Origin of the sequence: Streptomyces sp. NBC_00075 (assembly GCF_045041225.1) — a bacterium.
Lineage (GTDB): Bacteria > Actinomycetota > Actinomycetes > Streptomycetales > Streptomycetaceae > Streptomyces > Streptomyces adonidis.
This window is the reverse complement of the sequence record NZ_CP108243.1, coordinates 2,400,891-2,418,894: the sequence shown is the minus strand read 5'-3', so window position 1 is coordinate 2,418,894 and position 18,004 is coordinate 2,400,891. Positions and strand designations below refer to the sequence as shown.

At 70.5% G+C, this 18,004-nt stretch carries 18 protein-coding genes; 10 read left to right on the top strand and 8 right to left on the bottom strand.

The window, feature by feature from the left end; translation table 11 throughout:
- Window positions 1-65 precede the first annotated feature (65 nt).
- Window positions 66-1,754, bottom strand: coding sequence for an AMP-binding protein (locus tag OG787_RS10275; RefSeq protein WP_405534988.1), 1,689 nt, complete (start codon window positions 1,752-1,754; stop codon window positions 66-68).
- A 158-nt stretch (window positions 1,755-1,912) separates the two neighbouring features.
- On the opposite strand from OG787_RS10275, the gene OG787_RS10270 reads away from it, so the two are divergent.
- Both OG787_RS10270 and OG787_RS10265 read left to right on the top strand, forming a co-directional pair.
- Entirely contained in the window at window positions 1,913-3,052 is a 1,140-nt protein-coding gene (locus OG787_RS10270; RefSeq protein WP_369029426.1) for an acyl-CoA dehydrogenase family protein, read from the top strand.
- The gene (locus tag OG787_RS10265; protein ID WP_369029427.1) at window positions 3,049-3,450 is read left to right on the top strand and encodes a RidA family protein; all 402 of its coding nucleotides are present in this window, start codon (window positions 3,049-3,051) and stop codon (window positions 3,448-3,450) included. The genes OG787_RS10270 and OG787_RS10265 overlap by 4 nt, the downstream gene beginning before the upstream one ends.
- Window positions 3,451-3,468: 18 nt before the next feature.
- On the opposite strand, the gene OG787_RS10260 is transcribed toward OG787_RS10265, so the two are convergent.
- Window positions 3,469-3,657 carry a DUF5999 family protein gene (locus tag OG787_RS10260; RefSeq protein ID WP_369029428.1) on the bottom strand — a complete coding sequence of 63 codons (189 nt, stop codon included), beginning with the start codon at window positions 3,655-3,657 and terminating at the stop codon, window positions 3,469-3,471.
- A gap of 295 nt (window positions 3,658-3,952) precedes the next feature.
- On the opposite strand from OG787_RS10260, the gene OG787_RS10255 reads away from it, so the two are divergent.
- Entirely contained in the window at window positions 3,953-4,393 is a 441-nt protein-coding gene (locus tag OG787_RS10255; protein ID WP_369029429.1) for a DUF6299 family protein, read from the top strand.
- Window positions 4,394-4,462: 69 nt separating this feature from the next.
- Here OG787_RS10255 and OG787_RS10250 read toward each other — a convergent pair whose 3' ends face one another.
- The 3 genes from OG787_RS10250 to OG787_RS10240 all read right to left on the bottom strand — a co-directional run bounded on the left by OG787_RS10250 (window position 4,463) and on the right by OG787_RS10240 (window position 7,956).
- Window positions 4,463-4,768, bottom strand: a complete 306-nt coding sequence (locus tag OG787_RS10250; RefSeq protein ID WP_369029430.1) for a hypothetical protein — start codon at window positions 4,766-4,768, stop codon at window positions 4,463-4,465.
- Window positions 4,769-4,798: 30 nt separating this feature from the next.
- Window positions 4,799-6,424: a M6 family metalloprotease domain-containing protein gene (locus tag OG787_RS10245; protein ID WP_369029431.1), complete on the bottom strand. Its 1,626-nt coding sequence runs from the start codon at window positions 6,422-6,424 to the stop codon at window positions 4,799-4,801.
- A gap of 170 nt (window positions 6,425-6,594) precedes the next feature.
- Window positions 6,595-7,956 (bottom strand): aminopeptidase P family protein, encoded by a 1,362-nt coding sequence (locus tag OG787_RS10240; protein ID WP_405540459.1) that lies wholly within the window; start codon window positions 7,954-7,956, stop codon window positions 6,595-6,597.
- Window positions 7,957-8,698: 742 nt separating this feature from the next.
- On the opposite strand from OG787_RS10240, the gene OG787_RS10235 reads away from it, so the two are divergent.
- Complete coding sequence (locus OG787_RS10235; protein ID WP_405540820.1) at window positions 8,699-8,917, top strand: hypothetical protein; 219 nt, start codon at window positions 8,699-8,701, stop codon at window positions 8,915-8,917.
- Between the two features lie 62 nt (window positions 8,918-8,979).
- Here OG787_RS10235 and OG787_RS10230 read toward each other — a convergent pair whose 3' ends face one another.
- The 3 genes from OG787_RS10230 to OG787_RS10220 form a co-directional block, all read right to left on the bottom strand.
- A complete protein-coding gene (locus OG787_RS10230) occupies window positions 8,980-9,333 on the bottom strand; it encodes a hypothetical protein (RefSeq protein WP_405534987.1) in 354 nt (117 codons plus the stop codon).
- Between the two features lie 99 nt (window positions 9,334-9,432).
- On the bottom strand, window positions 9,433-9,936 hold the full coding sequence (locus OG787_RS10225) for an alcohol dehydrogenase catalytic domain-containing protein (RefSeq protein WP_405534986.1): 504 nt from the start codon (window positions 9,934-9,936) through the stop codon (window positions 9,433-9,435).
- 174 nt (window positions 9,937-10,110) lie between these two features.
- Window positions 10,111-11,352 carry a cytochrome P450 gene (locus OG787_RS10220; protein WP_405534985.1) on the bottom strand — a complete coding sequence of 414 codons (1,242 nt, stop codon included), beginning with the start codon at window positions 11,350-11,352 and terminating at the stop codon, window positions 10,111-10,113.
- A gap of 805 nt (window positions 11,353-12,157) precedes the next feature.
- On the opposite strand from OG787_RS10220, the gene OG787_RS10215 reads away from it, so the two are divergent.
- The 6 genes from OG787_RS10215 to OG787_RS10190 all read left to right on the top strand — a co-directional run bounded on the left by OG787_RS10215 (window position 12,158) and on the right by OG787_RS10190 (window position 17,968).
- The gene (locus OG787_RS10215) at window positions 12,158-13,330 is read left to right on the top strand and encodes an NAD(P)/FAD-dependent oxidoreductase (RefSeq protein ID WP_369029436.1); all 1,173 of its coding nucleotides are present in this window, start codon (window positions 12,158-12,160) and stop codon (window positions 13,328-13,330) included.
- Window positions 13,327-13,644 (top strand): (2Fe-2S)-binding protein, encoded by a 318-nt coding sequence (locus OG787_RS10210; protein WP_405534984.1) that lies wholly within the window; start codon window positions 13,327-13,329, stop codon window positions 13,642-13,644. The genes OG787_RS10215 and OG787_RS10210 overlap by 4 nt, the downstream gene beginning before the upstream one ends.
- Complete coding sequence (locus OG787_RS10205; RefSeq protein ID WP_405534983.1) at window positions 13,625-15,151, top strand: FAD-dependent oxidoreductase; 1,527 nt, start codon at window positions 13,625-13,627, stop codon at window positions 15,149-15,151. The genes OG787_RS10210 and OG787_RS10205 overlap by 20 nt, the downstream gene beginning before the upstream one ends.
- Before the next feature lie 125 nt (window positions 15,152-15,276).
- Complete coding sequence (locus OG787_RS10200; RefSeq protein WP_405534982.1) at window positions 15,277-16,176, top strand: dihydrodipicolinate synthase family protein; 900 nt, start codon at window positions 15,277-15,279, stop codon at window positions 16,174-16,176.
- A gap of 42 nt (window positions 16,177-16,218) precedes the next feature.
- Window positions 16,219-17,220 carry a proline racemase family protein gene (locus tag OG787_RS10195; RefSeq protein WP_369029440.1) on the top strand — a complete coding sequence of 334 codons (1,002 nt, stop codon included), beginning with the start codon at window positions 16,219-16,221 and terminating at the stop codon, window positions 17,218-17,220.
- A 76-nt stretch (window positions 17,221-17,296) separates the two neighbouring features.
- Window positions 17,297-17,968 (top strand): GntR family transcriptional regulator, encoded by a 672-nt coding sequence (locus OG787_RS10190; protein ID WP_235474292.1) that lies wholly within the window; start codon window positions 17,297-17,299, stop codon window positions 17,966-17,968.
- Window positions 17,969-18,004: the final 36 nt, after the last annotated feature.

The window sequence follows — 18,004 nt, the reverse complement described above, 5'->3', positions numbered from 1 at the left end:
CGGGATCACTGGTTGTCGCCATTTCCGCTGGTCAACTACCTCCGGTGGTTGATTTCTGGTCAAGATCACTTCATGTGCGGGGACTGTGCCGGGTCGGTGCGCAGCTGGAAGCGCTGGAGCTTGCCGGTCGCCGTCCGGGGCAGGGCGTCCAGGAAGACGATCTCGCGCGGACACTTGTACGGCGCCAGCTCCTCCTTGACGTACGCGCGCAGCGCCTCCGCGTCCCGCCGTGCGCCCTCCCTGAGCACCGCGTACGCCACCACGACCTGCCCGCGTGCCTCGTCGGCCTGCCCCACCACCGCTGTCTCCACGACGTCAGGATGGCGCAGCAGGGCCTCCTCGACCTCCGGGCCCGCGATGTTGTACCCGGCCGAGATGATCATGTCGTCCGCCCGTGCCACGTACCGGAAGTACCCGTCGCCCTCCCGCACATACGTGTCCCCGGTGATGTTCCACCCGTCCCGCACATATGTGCCCTGACGCGGATCGGCGAGATAGCGGCAGCCGACCGGGCCGCGCACCGCGAGCAGCCCGGGCGTGCCGTCGGGCACCGGCTCCCCGTTCTCGTCCTGCACGCGCGCGTGCCACCCCGGTACCGGCACGCCGGTCGTGCCGGGCCTGATGTCCTGGTCGGCCGCCGAGATGAAGATGTGCAGCAGCTCGGTCGCGCCGATGCCGTTGATCAGCCGGAGCCCGGTGCGCTCGTACCAGGCCTGCCAGGTGGCGGCGGGGAGGTTCTCGCCCGCCGACACACACCGGCGCAGCGAGCCGGTGTCGTGCGCGTCCAGCCCGTCCAGCATCGCGCGGTAGGCCGTCGGCGCCGTGAACAGCACCGAGACCCCGTGCTCGGCGATGGCCGGCAACAGCTGTTTGGGTCCCGCCTGTTCGAGCAGGAGGGCACTCGCCCCCGCCCGCATCGGGAAGACCACCAGACCGCCGAGCCCGAAGGTGAAACCGAGCGGCGGACTGCCCGCGAACACGTCGTCCGCGTGCGGCTTCAGTACGTGCCGCGAGAACGTGTCGGCGATGGCGAGCACATCCCGGTGGAAGTGCATGCACCCTTTCGGGCGACCGGTGGTGCCCGACGTGAACGCGATCAGCGCCACGTCGTCGGCCGCGGTGTCCACGGCGGGGTACGGGGTGCCGGGCACCGGACGGTTCAGCAGGTCGTCGAGGCGGTCACCGCCGTACGGCACGATCCGCAGCCCCGGTATCCCGGCCTTGGCGAGGTCGTCGAGGGCCCGGATGTCGCACAGGGCGTGCCCTATCCGGGCCATCTCGCACATCGTGCTCAGCTCCTGCGGACGCTGCTGGGCCAATACGGTGACCGCGACCGCCCCCGCCTTCAGCACCGCCAGCCAGCAGGCCGCGAGCCAGGGTGTGGTGGGGCCTCGCAGGAGGACCCGGTTGCCGGGTACCACCCCGAGGTCCCGGGTGAGGACGTGCGCGACCCGGTCGACCCGGGTGCGCAGCTCGCCGTACGTCCACACCTCACCGGCGGCGGTGCGGAACACCGGGCGCCCGGGGTCGGCGCCGTCGCCGGCCAGCAGCTCGGCGGCGCAGTTCAGCCGGTCGGGGTAACGCAGCTCGGGCAGGTCGAAGCGGAGGCCGGGCCACTGGTCCGGGGGCGGGAGGCTGTCGCGCGCGAACGTGTCGACGTGGGCCGAGGGGACCCGTCGCGCGGGATCGGCGCGGCCCTCGGGAACCCTGCCGTACCCGGGATGCCTGGGACGCATGGGGTGCATGGGATCCATGGCGGTTCGCCCCCTTGCCGTGGTCGGCGTAGTGGTGGGCCGGGGCCTGTCCTGCGCTGTCCTGCACAAGGAGCGTATCGTGTTGGTGACGGCAGTCAACGGTGCGCGATACCGTCGGGGAGGGGCCGTGGACGACGGCCTCGGAGGGAGTACCGGCGATGCCCGCATTCTCGCTCGAACCGGCACAGGCCGCCTGGTGTGCCGAGCTGCGCACGCTGGCCGCCGACCGGCTGCGCCCGCTCGCCGAAAAGGGGGAACCGGGCCACGTCAACCGTCCCCTCGTCGCCGAACTCGGCCGACTCGGGCTGCTCTCCCGGCTGTTCACCTCGGGCGCGCTCGACCTGTGCCTGATGCGGGAGTCCCTCGCCCAAGCCTGCACCGAGGCGGAGACCGCCCTCGCCCTCCAGGGCCTCGGCGCCCATCCGGTCCACGCCCATGGCACCCCGGCCCAGCGCGCCCGCTGGCTGCCCCGGGTGAGCGAGGGCAGCGCGGTGGCCGCGTTCGCGCTGAGCGAGCCCGGCGCGGGCTCCGACGCGGCGGCCCTGTCCCTCACGGCTGCCCCCGACGGCCCCTCCGGCTGGCGCCTCACCGGCGAGAAGTGCTGGATCTCCAACGCCCCTGAAGCCGACTTCTACACCGTCTTCGCCCGTACGACAGCGGGCGCCGGGGCCCGTGGAGTCACGGCCTTCCTGCTCCCCGCCGACCGGCCCGGCCTCACCGGCGCCGCCCTCGACATGCTCTCCCCGCACCCCATCGGCGCCCTCGCCCTCGACGCCGTACCGGTGACCGTGGACGACGTCATCGGCGAACCCGACCGCGGCTTCCGGGTCGCCATGGGCACACTCAACCTGTTCCGGCCGAGCGTCGGCGCCTTCGCGGTCGGCATGGCCCAGGCCGCCCTGGATGCGACACTCGCCCACACGGCCCAACGGGACGCGTTCGGCGGCAAGTTGAAGGACCTCCAGGCCGTCGCCCACCAGGTCGCCGAGATGGCCCTGCGCACGGAGGCGGCCCGGCTGCTGGTCTACGCGGCAGCGGCGGCGTACGACGAAGGCGCCCAAGGTGTCCCGGGGCGCGCCGCGATGGCGAAGCTGCTGGCCACCGAGACCGCGCAGTACGTCGTCGACGCGGCCGTCCAGCTGCATGGCGCGCGGGCGCTGCGGCGCGGCCATCTCCTCGAACACCTCTACCGGGAGGTACGGGCACCGCGTATCTACGAGGGGGCCAGCGAGGTCCAACGGACCGTCATCGCCAAGGAGTTGTACAAGGAGTTGGACGAGGAGGTGCACGCCGGATGAGCGGTGTCGAGCGGGTCAATCCCGCCGGGCTGTCGCCGCCCGCCGGGTTCTCGCACGCCGTCGTCGCCACCGGCTCCCGGCTGGTGTTCCTCGCGGGGCAGACCGCGCTCGACGCCGACGGGAAGGTCGTGGGGGACACACTGGTCGAGCAGTTCGAGCGGGCCCTCGGGAATCTGCTCGCCGCACTGCACGCGGCCGGCGGTACGCCCGCCGACCTGGCCAGGGTCACGGTGTACGCCACGGACGTCGCCGACTATCGCGCCCGGGCCCCTCAACTCGGCCGTGTCTGGAGGAGGTTGGCGGGGCGCGACTATCCGGCGATGGCGGTCGTCGGGATCGTACGGCTGTGGGACGAAGAGGCCCTGGTGGAGCTGGACGGCTTCGCGGTGTTGCCGTAGGAAGCCGTCAGAAGTTCTTCAGGCCGCGGTCATCAGACGGTGCGGGGAGACCACGCTGCCGTCGGGCAGCAGCTCGCCGGTGTCGTCGAAGACGATCGCGCCGTTGCACAGGAGGTTCCAGCCCTGCTCGGGGTGGAAGGCGACGATGTGCGCGGCGTCCCGGTCGGGGCGGTCGGCCGAGGGGCACGCGGGCTGGTGTGAACACATGGTGTGCCTCCGGATCGGATGCTGGTGCTCGGGTGCGGTGCTTCCTTGCGTCTTTGCGGCCTTGCTTCCTTGCCGGTTCTGACGATGCCCGTGCCGGGGGCCCGGCGCCAAGTCGAGGCGAGGAAGCGTGACAGCACGCGGACGTGCTGTGACACCACTCTGACAATTCCGCCGTTCCGAGAAGATCCGAAAAGCGGGGCAGTCGGCGTGCACGACTCGCCGACGAAGGGGTGATGATCACGCGCGCGGGCGCGTGGGGCCAGTACCAGTGGAGTCCCCCCAAGGAGGTTTCCCCATGTCTGTTTCCTTCCGGTCCCTCTCCCGTGCCGCCGCCGTCGCAGCCGGTGCCGCGCTGCTGACCGTGTCCCAGGCCGCGACCCCCGCAGCCGCCGACGAGGGCTTCGACCAGGTCACGGTCGAGTCCGGCAGCATCACCCCCGACGGCGAACTCACCCTCGCCGGCAGCTACCGCTGCCTCAGCACCGGCGGTTCCGTCCGCGTCGCCGCCGCGATCGAGCGCGGCGAGAACGTCTGGCACGGCCTGGACAGCATCCCCGCGAGCTGTGACGGCTCCTGGCACCAGTGGTCGAACACCAAGGCCACCGAGCCGGGCGCGTACGAACCCGGCCCGGTGCGGGTCAAGACCAGCCTGGTGGAGTTCCGCCGCTCGGGCTTCATCCCGCTGCCGACGGTCCACTCGGAGCAGATCCAGGAAGTCGTCCTCACACAGGCCTGACGCACGGATCCCGAGGCCCTGTCCCCATGGACAGGGCCTCGGGCATGCCGGGCCACGGCCCGCGGGAGGTCAGGGCGGCGGCTCGACCACGAAGGTGCCCGGTGGCGGACGCTTCTCGGCCAGGGCCTCGCCCCCGGCGAATCTGGCCCGCAGACGGACGACGGCGCCCGGGACGAGACCCGCCGCGAGGGTGCTCGGTACGGCGACGTCGAGACGGTGTCCGATGTGCCGGGACAGCAGGTCGGCGTGGCCGGCGACCGGCCGGGCGTCGAGGACGTCGGTGCCCAGCCGGTCCCAGCCACTCAGTTGCGGATGCGGGCCCGTCGTGACCAGGCGGACGGTCAGCGCGGTGAGATTCTCGATCGCCTGCACCATGGCTCACGCCTTCCGCCTGGCCGGGGCGTCCTAGCCCCGACGGTGAGCGCGTCCGGCGCCCGGGGTGGACTCCGCGGTCCGCGCCGCGCCGTCACGCTCGTGCCGCGGGCCGCCTTCGAGGACCGGCTCGGCAGATCTCCGCGTGTCCCTGGCCATGGTCTGCTCCAGAGCCGACAGCCGCGCCTGGAAGCTGTCGATCATCTCTGCCAGTCCGACCGTGCCGTCCGCCTCGGCCCGCGTCGCCGTGACACCGACCGGCACATGGACCGGTCCCGGTACGGTGACCGCGACCGTCGCCGTCATCGTGGGCCCGGACGCCGAGATGCCGGTGACCGAGACACCGGTCGGGGCGCCCGAGTGGGAGTGGGAACTGGGGGCGCTCGTCGGCCCGAACGTGGTGTTCCCGGTGCTGCCGGGATACGGGTCGCCCGCGTCGCCGCGGTTCGCCGACCACTCGAGGTCCTGGTCGTTGTCGGCCTGCACCAGGCCCACCATGTAGTGGGTCTCGTCGGAGTTGTCCGGCTGGTGCTCGTCGACGTGCCAGATCAGGAGCCCGTCGCCGGGCAGCGCCGCGTCGTAGCCGGTGCGCTGGCGGTTCTCGACCAGGAAGTACTCGCTGCCCGGCAGCCCGCCGGACCACAGCCGGTGCACCTGGTGACTGTTCTTGACGTCGGGGATCGACAGGGTCGCCGAGCCGGAGACGTTGGACACCGTCGCCCACCCCTGGTCGATCTTGCACCAGGCGGACGGATGCGCCGGCCGGTGACCGCCCTCGTTCCATGAACCGCCGGCCATCAGACACCAGTTGCCGATGCCTTCCGATGTGCCGTCGATGTCGTACAGGTCGGGGAAACCGAACAGCAGATGCCCCAACTCATGGGCGCAGACGCCGATCCTGGCGTCCTCGGGGATGGTGAGGTAGGCGAAGATGCGCGCCCCGTCCGCGTTGTGGGCGTTCGGCAGGGTCCACTTGTGCGACCAGATGTCGCCGGGGTCACCGGTGACCTCGCCGCCCGGCCCCGCGTGCAGGACGATGAAGGCGTCGACGAATCCGTTGCCGTCGTTGTCGTACGGCGCGTAGTTGATCTGCGGGTCCGCGGCCATGGCCGTGTCCCGCGCCATGAGATGGGCCCGGGGCTGTCCGGAGGGCTTGCCTATGCCGAAGTTGCCGTTCGCGTACCAGGAGAGGTCCCGCGGCAGCCGGACGGGTCCGACGACCTCCCCGACGATGTCGACCAGACCGTGGGTGACCTCGCGGTAGTACTCACGGACGCTGCCCTTCGGCATCGCGCCGAGCGAGAAGAACAGCTCCTCGAAGTGCTGCTTGTCCTGCGTCATCTCCTTGTCGTCGAAGTCGGCGAGGACGACGACGACGCGTACGGCGCCGGTGAGCGGTCTGCGTTCGGCGGCCGCGGCGGCGATGGTGGCACGCGGTGTGCCGACGGGGAACTCCCCGGGCGGGACGATCGTGCCGTCGTCGAACCCGAGGGGGCGCGGCCCGCCGCCCACGACGAACTGGTTGCCGAGCGCCGAGGCGCCGCGAATGCGCTGCTGTTCTTCCTGGAGCCGCTCCCGCAACTCCGGACTGGGGCCCACGGCGCAGAAGTCGGACCAGACTGCGCGGGCACCGGGGCGGTGAGAAGGGCGATCAGCCATGACGATCTCCTGACGAGGAGAAAGGTGGGGTCTCCACCAGTCACACACGCCGCGGTGGCACCCGCAACCGCAGTGCGGGAGAGGGAGGTTTGCCCAGGGTCGGGACGACCGAAGGAAGAATTTTCAATCATCCCGAGCCTGAGCGTCATGCGGGCCGACCCGTGACGGTGCTACGCGCCGGTCAGCCCCCGCATCCATTCCTCGACCTCGTCGGACGTACGGGGCAGCCCGGCCGACAGGTTCTCGTGACCGTCCGCCGTCACCAGGATGTCGTCCTCGATCCGGACCCCGATGCCCCGGTACTCCGCAGGTACGGTCAGGTCGTCCGGCTGGAAGTACAGGCCCGGCTCGACCGTGAGGACCATGCCCGGTTCGAGGATGCCGTCGACATACAGTTCGGTCCGTGACCTGGCGCAGTCGTGCACGTCCAGGCCGAGCATGTGACCGGTGCCGGCCATGGTGAAGCGCCGCTGGAGGGCCAGCTCGTACACGTCGTCCGGGTCGCCCTCCAGCAGACCCCACTCGACGAGCTTCTCGGCCAGGTGGCGCTGGGCGGCGACATGGAAGTCCCGGTACGCGGCACCGGGCTTGACCGTCCGGATACCGGCCTCCTGGGCCTCGTACACCGCGTCGTAGATCTTGCGCTGGAGCGGGGTGAAGGTGCCGCTGATGGGGAGGGTGCGGGTGACGTCGGCGGTGTAGAGGGAGTTCGTCTCCACGCCCGCGTCGAGCAACAGCAGCTCGCCCGGGCGGACTTCGCCGTCGTTGCGCTGCCAGTGCATGATCGTGGCGTGCTCGCCGGCGGCGCAGATCGAGCCGTAGCCGACATCGTTGCCCTCAAGTCGGGCGCGGCGGAAGAAGGTTCCCTCGATCCAGCGCTCCGAGGTGGCGATCGCGGTCGCCAACTCCCGTACGACGTCCACGAATCCGCGTACGGTCGAGTCGACCGCCTTGCGCATCTCGCCGATCTCCCAGTCGTCCTTCACCAGACGCAGCTCGGACAGTACCGTCTTCAGCTCGGTGTCCCGGTCCTCGTCCGTCGTCACGGCGGCCTCGAGTCCGGCGTCGTGGCCGCGCACGATCCGGGTGGGGACGGCGGGGGCCGCGCTCAGCTCGGCGGCGGCCTCGCGGACGTCACGGCAGGGCAGGCCGAGGACCTGTTCGGCCTCGGCGAGGGAGTGCCGGCGGCCGACCCACAGCTCGCCCTTGGCCGCGCCCTGCCAGAACTCGCCGCTGTCCCGGTCGGAGCGGGGGAGGAGATAGGCGACGGCGTCGTGACCGTCGGCGTCCGCGCGGGGTTCGAGGACGAGGAGCGCGTCCACCGTCTGGTCGCCCGTGAGATGGACGTACTCGGTGGACGGGCGGAACGGGTAGTGCGTGTCGTTGGCGCGGACCTTGAGGTTGCCGGCCGGGACGATCAGACGCTCGCCGGGGAAGCGGGCGGAGAGGGCGGCGCGGCGCTCGGCGGCGTAGGGCGCCTGCTCGATCGGGCGCAGGTCCTGGAGTTCGGTGTCGGCCCAGCCGGTCGTCATCAGCTCGGCCAGCTGGGGGGAGACGGACGGGTAGAGGCGGTTCTTGCGGTCCTTGGTCTCGGCGGTCTCTTCGGTCTCGGCGGTTCCGGTCGAATCCGTGGACACCTGGGGGCACCTTCTTCGTCTTGAGGGGAGGTCGGTCGGTGGCGGTGACGCCGCAGCAAGCAGCAGCAGTCAGTGAGCACGGCCACTGGAAATGAGAGTTGACAAGGCTTCTGACCTGCGCTTTTCGAGAGGCGCAGCGGCGACCTTGCATTCGGGCTTCCAGCCTGTACCCGCCGGGTGCCGTGTTTCTCGCGTCTTGCGCCGCAGGTGGCGATCACGCATGGGGGCAGATCCGATGATGACAGATCCAAGGAGGGCGCAGCTGATCAGGCGGTGGGTACGAGCTGGTCGCGGACGATCAGGACCTGTCGCTCGACCAGGCTCTATACCGAGACCCCTGAGGAAGACGCCGCCATGCCGGTCACCGTCTCCTGAAATCCGTCGCTCGGCACGTGCGGGTCCGTCCCGCCCCAGTGGACAGGTGCCGTCGGACTCCGGGGCACCAGGCAACCTTGCGGAGAGTGAAGGGTAGTAGTCCCGAAGCACTGGATCGTCGACTTGCCGGCCACCTTCTTCCGGGGAGAACCGGTGGCCGGGCCGAGTGGTCCGACCCCGCAGAAAGGATCCGCCGCTCTCCAGGCCTTCGACCCCGGCGCCCTTCGCACGGTCTTCGGCCTGATCTTCCTCGCCTACACACATGCGCCCCCTGTATGTCTGGCTCGGGACCTCGACTGCCTTCATCGTGTACGTCACCGTCGCGGTCACGGCCGGTGACCTGCTGCCCTCCTGGGTCGTCTCCTTCATCTCCGCCCCCATCCCCAGCATCCGATGGACACGTGACGACCGACCGCACGTCGGACCAGGCCCCGGCGAGCAGACCGCCTCGCCTCACGCGGCGTTCGTTGCAGGCCCCTGAGCCAGCTCGGATGACAGGTACTCGGTCGGCGGCCCCACCCACCAGGGAGGACACGAACTGGACTACATGGTGTCCAATTCCGTCCTCTGGCCGCGAACGCCCACGTCGAGACGCTCAACACGCACGACAATTTCCGCCACACGACGTTCTTGAACAGCGTCGGCGGTACCCGGCTGGTATCCGGCCCGACGAACAACCACTCCCACAGCGCCATGAAGTTCTCTCCCGCTGGAAACGGCCTCTACTCGATCATCGAGACTGGCTTGCGCAAGTGTTGGAGCGACAGCGGTGGGGTAGCCCTGGGAGGCGATGAGGGTGAGTTCGCTGCGCGGCATGCTGCCGAGGCCGATCTGGTCGGACTTCTTCTGGATGGCGACCATGACGAGCTTGGCGTGCCACTTGGCGGAGTCGATCACCGCTTGGCAGACGGCGGGGGCGCCGGCGGGCGTCGATGTAGATGTCGGTGCCCGGGCGGGGCTGGCCGAGAGCGTTGGCGGCCTGGCCGTGCAGTTCGGTCAGGGGTGCTGTGACGTCCTCGGCGGTGGAGTCGATGACCGCGTCGGCGCCGACGGCCAGTGCGGTCTACCCGCTCGGGGATGATGTCGACCACGACGTGCTGTACGCCGCGCAGTTCGAGCCAGATGGTGGCTCCAGGCCGATGGGTCGGCGCCGAAGACGACGACCTTGTCGGAGGGGCACGCCTCGGAGCGGTTGACGGCGTGTCGGGCGACAGCCATCGGCTTGTTCAGCGCGGCGACGTCGAACGGCCATTCGTCCGGGAACACCGCGACGCTTTCGCCCGGCACGGCGTCCTCGATGAGCAGGTACTCGTTCATCCCGCCCAGCGAGCCGCCGCAGCCGATGATCCCGGACGGAGCCGCCTGCGGGCCCATGACCACCCGGTCGCCGACCTTCAGCTGCGTGACCTCGGCACCGATCTCGACGACCTCACCGGCGGGTTCATGACCGAGCGGCAGCGGGACCACCGTGCCGTCGGGATTGTTGTATGGGTGCCGCACGTCTGGACGAAGAACGTGTCGGTCCCGCAGGTCCCGCAGGCGCGGATCCGGACGAGCGCGTCCTTGGGGCCGGGCACGGGCCGCTCGACCTCCACGACCTCGATCTTGTGCATCGAGTCGGTCAGGACGGACTTCATGGTGGCCATGGAAGCGGCTCGTTCTGTGGCGGGACGGTTACCAGGTGACCGGCAGTTCGTAGATGCCGTACGCCTGTGAGTCCTCCTTGAACTTCAGCTCCGATACGTCGACCGCGAGTCGCAGGGTCGGTATCCGACGGAAGAGGGTGCTGAAGACGACCTGCAGTTCGACGCGGGCCAGCTGCTGTCCGACGCACTGGTGCGGGCCCCAGCCGAACGCGTGGTGATGCGATGCGGTGCGGGTGAGGTCGAGCTTCCCGGGCTCGGGGAACGCCTGCGGGTCCCAGTTGGCCGCGGGCAGCGATGCGATGATCCCCTCGCCCGCGCGGATGGTCTCGCCCTCGATCTCGATGTCGTCCAGCACCGCCCGCCGGGCCAGCAGATGCGGGATGGTGAGATAGCGCAGCAATTCCTCGACGGCCTTCTGCACGTACTTCGGGTCGTCGTCTTGCTGCCGCAGCTCCGCGAGCTGCGCGGGGTCCTCCAGCAGCAGCGCGGTACCCAGGGTGATCATGTTGGCGCTGGTGTCGTGGCCGGCGACCAGCAGGATGTGCCCGAGCGCGGCCGCGTCGGGCATGGTGAGCACGCCCTCCTGGATCTTGGCGCCGAGGTCGGAGAGGACGTCCTCGCCGGGGTCGGCCATCTTGGCCTCGATCAGACCGGCGATGTAGCCGCGCAGTTCCTCGGTCGACCGAGCGCCTTCCTCGGGCGTCTTGTAGCGGGCATTGGTGACGCTGGCGTGCTCCTGGAAGAAGTCGTGGTCCTCGTACGGCACCCCGAGCAGGGCGCAGATCATCAGCGAGGGCAGTGGCAGGGAGAAGGCCTCGTTGAGGTCGACCGGGTTGGGACCCGCCAGCATCCTGTCGATCAGGTCGTCGGTGATCTGCTGGATCTCCGGGCGCAGCCGCTCCATCCGGTTCCGGGTGAAGGAGTTCGTCAGCATCCGGCGCCACCGGGTGTGCTCGGCCCCGTCGGTGTTGTTGATCATCGGCTTGATCTCGGCCGCGTGGGCCTTCATGGCCTCGGTGGTGTGCGGGTAGCCGGGCGCGCCGATGTTCGCGCTGAGCCGCGGGTCGGTCATCAGCCGGCGCTGCGCGTCGTGGGTCGTGACGAGCCACGGGGTGGTGCCGTCCCATGTCTTCACGCGCTGCACGGCTTTCCCCGACTCGTGCAGCCCGAGCAGTTCCGGCGGCGGGGCGAACGGGCACTGGCTCGACCGGGGGGTGGGGAACTCCGGAAGTTCCTCGGCGACGTCGGTTCCGGACACGTTCTCAGTCATGGTTCCTCGCCTTCTCGATTGCTCACACGAAAGATATGTCGACCGCTCGGTACAATCAATGCCCCTGCGTGCACCGACGAGACGTTGATGATCGACCCCGCCCCCTCTGCTCCGGCATTACCTCCCCGGCCTTGTGGCGGCAGTGTGGAAGGTGTCCTGGAGGTTGATGTTCGGTCGGCCAGTGGTGCAGGTACGGGAGGACCTGGGCTGCCCCGAGTTTCGTAGAGTCCGAGGACTGTCCCGAGTTGGGTGGACGCGCTTGCGGGACTCGACCGGGCTTCCCGGCCCATGGCACTGCGGATGGCGGGCATGCTCAATGCCCCTTCGGTGTCGGACGCTTTCGGCTACCACGTCAGCGACGCCGTTGTCCGATCGGTTCGGCTCACCACGGGGCTGACGGAGCAGCAGGTGCGGGGCATGCCCCTGCCAGGGACACCCGTCGCTGCGTACGCGGTCTGCCGGACCGCCTCATCGCACTGCACCCCGAACGCAGGGGGCCGGGCATCCGCATACACCGCCCGAAGGCTCTGCCCCATCAGGTCGGCGACCTCAGCCGGTGGACAACAGTTCACGCGAGCCATCCGGTCCACCCACGACGCGAACGCCTCATCCGCCCGCGGAGCTGTGACCAGCACCAATCGCCGTGGCAGCATGCGCCCACCTTCTGAGGGTGACCTGCGTCACTAATATTTTGAGGTATTCACTCTCATTTTCAGATGCCGCGCTCAACAGCTCGCTCGCAGCAGACTCGTCGTCGAGCCTGGGCGTCCTTGGCGAGAATAGAAACATGTGACATTGTACTGATGTGAGTAAGCGACTGACCTGCGATGTTGTGGTCATCGGTGCCGGAATGGTGGGTGCCGCGTGTGCCCTTTACCTCGCCCGGGCGGGCCTCGCGACCCTCGTCCTCGACCGGGGAGCGGTGGCCGGTGGCACCACCGGTGCCGGTGAGGGCAATCTGCTCGTCTCCGACAAGGAGCCGGGGCCCGAGCTGGACCTCGCGCTGCTCTCCGCCCGCCTCTGGCACGACCTCGCCGCCGAACCGGGTCTGGGCGGCGCCGTCGAGTTCGAGGCGAAGGGTGGGGTCGTCGTCGCCTCCGACGCGGAGGGCATGGCCGCGCTGACCGGGTTCGCCGCCGGGCAACGGGCGGCGGGTATCGAGGCCGAGACAGTCGACGCCGGTCAACTCGCCGACCTGGAACCGCACTTGGCCCCCGACCTCGCGGGCGGTGTGCTGTACCCGCAGGACTGCCAGGTGATGCCCTCCCTCGCCGCCGCCCAGGTCGTCCGGGCGGCGCGGCGGGCCGGAGCCGAGCTGCGCACCGGCACGGCCGTCACCGGCATCCTGTGCGCACCCGACGGTTCCGTACACGGCGTCCGGACTGCGGAGCACGGCGACATCCACGCCCCGGCCGTCGTCAACGCGGCCGGTACCTGGGGCGGTGAGGTCGCCGCGCTGGCCGGGGTGCACCTGCCCGTGCTGCCCCGGCGCGGCTTCGTCCTGGTCACCGAACCGCTGCCGCCCGGCACCGTACGGCACAAGGTGTACGCCGCCGACTATGTCGCCGACGTGGCCAGCGGCGACGCCGGGCTCCAGTCCTCGGCGGTCGTCGAGAGCACGGCGGCGGGGCCGGTGCTGATCGGGGCCAGCCGTGAACGGGTCGGCTTCGACCGGATGTTCTCACTCCCGGTCGTGCGTCGACTGGCCGCCCAGGCCACGGCGCTCTTCCCGGTGCTCGGGAGTGTGCACGCGATGCGCGCTTACCTCGGGTTCCGGCCGTACATGCCGGACCATCTGCCGGCCATCGGCGCCGACCCCCGGGCGCCGGGGCTCTATCACGCGTGCGGTCACGAGGGGGCGGGGATCGGGCTCGCGGTCGGTACGGGGCAGCTGATCGCGCAGTCGTTGACGGGGAAGCGGCCCGATCTGGACCTCGCGCCGTTCCGTCCGGACCGCTTCGAGGAGGGCAATCAGTGAGACAGAGGACGCCGCTGGAGCTGGCCAGGGCCCAACCCGGGCCGCCGTTCACCGTCACGGTCGACGGGGACGAGACGGCCGCGTTGCCCGGGCAGACCGTCGCCGCCGTGCTCTGGTCGGTGGGGATCACCTCCTGGCGGAGCACCCGGGGGAGTGGTGCGCCGCGCGGGATCTTCTGCGGTATCGGGGTCTGCTTCGACTGTCTCGTCACCGTCAACGACCGGCCCAACCAGCGGGCTTGCCTGGTGCCGGCTGCACCTGGTGATGCGATCCGTACGCAGGAAGGGGTTGGTCATGACGAACTCGGAGACTGAGAGCTCCCCGGGAAGGGGCGTATCGAACCCGCGGGTCCGTCGTGGCTGGTCGCGCAGTTCCCCGCGCCCCTTTGGGGCGCGCCCAGCGCACCGGACTCCAGACCCGCTCGGCGTCTCGCTCGCGGTCGTCGGTGCCGGTCCGGCGGGCCTCGCTGCCGCGCTGACCGCCGCCGACCTGGGCGTACGGGTCGTGCTGCTCGACTCGGGTGCCCAGGCCGGTGGGCAGTTCTACCGGCAGCCCGCTGGGGCGCTGAAGGCGCGTCGGCCGCAGGCCCTGCATCATGCCTGGGGGACCTGGGAGAAGCTGCGGGATCGGCTGGCGGTGCATGTCGAAGCCGGTCGGATCACCCATCTGGCGGACCGTCATGTCTGGTTCGTGGAGCGGGAGTTCTGGGGAGCCGACCGCTTCGGCGTGCATGCCCTTCTCGGTCCCGCGCAGACCCAGTCCGAGACCGTCACCGCCGACGCCGTCCTCCTCGCCACCGGTGGGTACGAGAAGGTGCTGCCCTTCCCGGGCTGGACCCTCCCCGGTGTGGTCACCGCCGGTGGCGCCCAGGCCATGCTCAAGGGCGGGCTCGTCCTGCCGGGTCGTACCGCGGTCGTCGCCGGGACCGGGCCGCTGCTGATGCCGGTCGCGGCCGGGCTCGCCGCAGCGGGCGCCGAAGTCGCCGCGTACGTCGAGTCCACGCACCCCGCCGACTTCGTACGGCACACCGCGACACTCGCCGCCAACCCGGCGAAGATCGCCGAGGCCGTTCACTACGCGGCCCAACTCCTGCGCCACAAGGTCCCGGTGACGGTACGTCACACCGTCGTCGCGGCCCATGGCACCGACCGCGTCGAGGCCGTCACCGTCGCCGCACTGGACCCGGACGGCCGGGTACGGCCCGGCACCGAGCGGCGGATCGCCTGCGACACCCTGGCCGTCGGCCACGGCATGCTCGCCCACACCGACCTCGCCGAGACCCTCGGGTGCGCGATCGACGCCACCGGCGACCCCTTCGTCGTCACCGACGCCGAGCAGCGCACCGACGTCGACGGTGTCTGGGCGGCGGGCGAGGCCACCGGCATCGGGGGAGCGGTGCTGGCGCTCGCCGAGGGGGAGATCGCCGGGGGCTCGATCGCCGCGCGGCTGGGGGGAGTCGAGCCTCGTCCTGCCGACTGGGCGGCTGCCGCCCGGACCCGTACCCGGCTGCGGAGGTTCTTCGCTGCCGTTGATACCGCGTACGCGCCGCCCGCGCACTGGGTGGAGCAGGTCACCGATGACACCGTCGTCTGTCGGTGCGAGGAGGTGACGGCTGCGGAAGTCCGGGAGGCGGTGGGGGAGTTGGGGGCGTCGGATCTGCGTACCGTCAAGTTGCTCACCCGGGCCGGTATGGGGTGGTGCCAGGGGCGGGTCTGCGCGTCCGGGGTCGCCGGGGTCGCGGGGTGTTCGGTGGGTTCGGCCAAGCGGCCGTTTGCTCGGCCCGTGCCGTTGGGCGTGCTGGCGAATGATCCCGATCGGTAGTGATTTATCTGCCGGCCCGTTGTGGCTGGTCGCGCCCACGCGGCGGAGCCGCAAATTAGAAACAGCCCCGCGCCCCTAAAAGCAGGGGCGCTTCCCCCCCCGTATCTCGAAAACTGGAGGTTCTTATGGGCACCACCGCTCCCGTCCCCGTCTGGCGCGGCGTTCTTGTCGCCACCGCGCTGCCGCTCAACGACGATCTGAGCGTCAACTACGAGGCCTACGCCGACCATTGCCGTTGGCTCGTCGAGAACGGGTGTGACGGTGTCGTGCCCAATGGCTCCCTCGGTGAGTATCAGGTGCTCACAGCCGAGGAGCGGGTGAAGGTCGTCGAGACCGCCGTCGCCGCGATCGGTGGGGACCGGGTCATGCCCGGCGTCGCCGCCTACGGCTCCGCCGAGTCCGCTCGCTGGGCCGCGCAGGCCAAGGACGCCGGCTGCGCCGCCGTCATGTTGCTGCCGCCCAACGCCTATCGGGCGGACGAGCGTTCGGTGCTCGCGCACTACGCGGCCGTCGCCGAGGTCGGGATCGACATCGTGGCGTACAACAACCCCATCGACACCAAGGTCGACCTCACCCCCGAGCTGCTGGCCGAGCTGCACGCGGCCGGGCTCATCAAGGGCGTGAAGGAGTTCTCCGGGGACACCCGGCGCATCTACCAGATCCAGGAACTCGCCCCGGAACTCGATGTGTTGATCGGCGCCGATGATGTCCTGCTGGAGCTGGCCACTGCCGGGGCCGTCGGCTGGGTCGCCGGTTACCCGAACGCTCTTCCCCGGGCCACGGTCGAGCTGTACCGTGCCGCCGTCGCGGGCGACCTGGCCACCGCCCTGCCGCTCTACCAGCAGCTGCACGCACTCCACCGCTGGGACTCCAAGGTCGAGTTCGTGCAGGCGATCAAGCTGTCGATGGACATCGTCGGCAGGCACGGCGGTCCCGTCCGGCCGCCGCGCATGCCGTTGCTGCCGGAGCAGGAGAAGGCGGTCCGCGAGGCCACCGAGAAGGCCGTCGCCCTCGGCCTCGCCTGAACCGAAACTCTGCCTGCCCGCCGACCTGAGAGGATCGCCCCCATGCGCAGCAAGCTCGTCCTGCACGCCGTCGACTCGCACACCGAGGGCATGCCGACCCGGGTCGTCACCGGCGGGATCGGCACCATCCCCGGCGACACGATGAACGAACGCCGGCTGTGGTTCCGCGAACACCGGGACGACGTACGGAACTTCCTGATGAACGAGCCGCGCGGGCACGCCGCCATGAGCGGGGCGATCCTCCAGCCGCCGACCCGGCCCGACTGCGACTACGGCGTCGTCTACATCGAGGTCTCCGGCTATCTGCCGATGTGCGGCCACGGCACGATCGGTGTCGCGACCGTGCTCGTCGAGACGGGCATGGTCCCGGTCGTCGAGCCGGTCACCACCATCCGGCTCGACACCCCGGCCGGGCTCGTCGTCGCCGAGGTGGCCGTGGAGGGCGGTGCGGCCAAGGCGGTCACCATCCGCAACGTGCCTTCTTTCGCGGTGGAGTTGGAGCGGAAAGCCACCCTCGCCGACGGTCGCACCGTCACGTACGACCTCGCCTTCGGCGGGAACTTCTACGCCATCCTGCCCCTCGACGAGTTCGGCCTGCCCTTCGAGCGTGACCGCAAGGACGACATCCTCGCCGCCGGACTCGCCCTGATGGACGCGATCAACGCCGACCGTCCCCCCGTACACCCTGAGAACCCGACCATCAACGGCGTCCACCATGTGTACTTGGCGGCTCCCGGCTCGGACGCGACCCGGTCCCGGCACGCGATGGCCATCCACCCCGGCTGGTTCGACCGCTCGCCCTGCGGCACCGGCACCTCCGCGCGCATGGCCCAGCTGCACGCGCGCGGTGAACTCCCGTTGCACCAGGACTTCTTGAACGAGTCCTTCATCGGTACGTCGTTCACCGGGCGGCTCGTCGAGAGCACCGAGGTCGCCGGGCGCCCCGCCGTGGTGCCCACGATCACCGGGCGGGCCTGGGTCACGGGCACCGCCCAGTACCTGCTGGACCCGGACGATCCGTTCCCGGCCGGCTTCGTACTCTGACTCCGCCACGAATCAGCGAACGAACGATCAGCCAACCGACAACCAGCGAGTTCCGAGATCCATCCAGGAGACACCCATGGCCGCTCAGCGCACCGGCCCCGCCCTGCCCAGCCTCGGTGGGCCGCGGCCCAGCTATCGGGCGAGCGTCGCCGACGCGCTGCGGGCCGCGCTCGTCGCCGGTGAACTGCGGCCCGGCGAGGTCTACTCGGCGCCCTCCCTCGCCGCCCGCTTCGGCGTCTCGGCCACCCCGGTGCGCGAGGCCATGCTCGACCTGGTGAAGGAGGGCATGGTCGATCCCGTACCCAACAAGGGGTTCCGGGTCACCACGGTCTCCGAGCGGCAGCTCGACGAGTACACCCACATCCGGTCGCTGATCGAGATCCCGACGACCGTCGGCCTCGCCGCGACCGCCGACCCGGCCGCGCTGGAAGCGCTGCGCAAGGACGCGGCGGACAGCGTGGCCGCGGCGGAGAGCGGCGACCTCATCGCCTATGTCGACAGCGACCGCCGCTTCCACCTCGGGCTGCTCGCCCTGGCCGGCAACGAGCATCTGGTCGAGGTCGTCGGTGACCTGCGCAAACGGTCCCGGCTGTACGGGCTGACCGCGCTGGCCGAGCGGGGTCTGCTGACGTCCAGCGCGGAGGAGCACCTGGAGATCCTCGACGCGCTCCTCGCCCGGGACGCGGCAGGCGTACGGACCGCGATGACCCGGCATCTGGGCCATGTCCGGGGCGACTGGGCCCACTGAATCTCCCCGCGCCCGTTGCGCGAATGGCGTACGCGA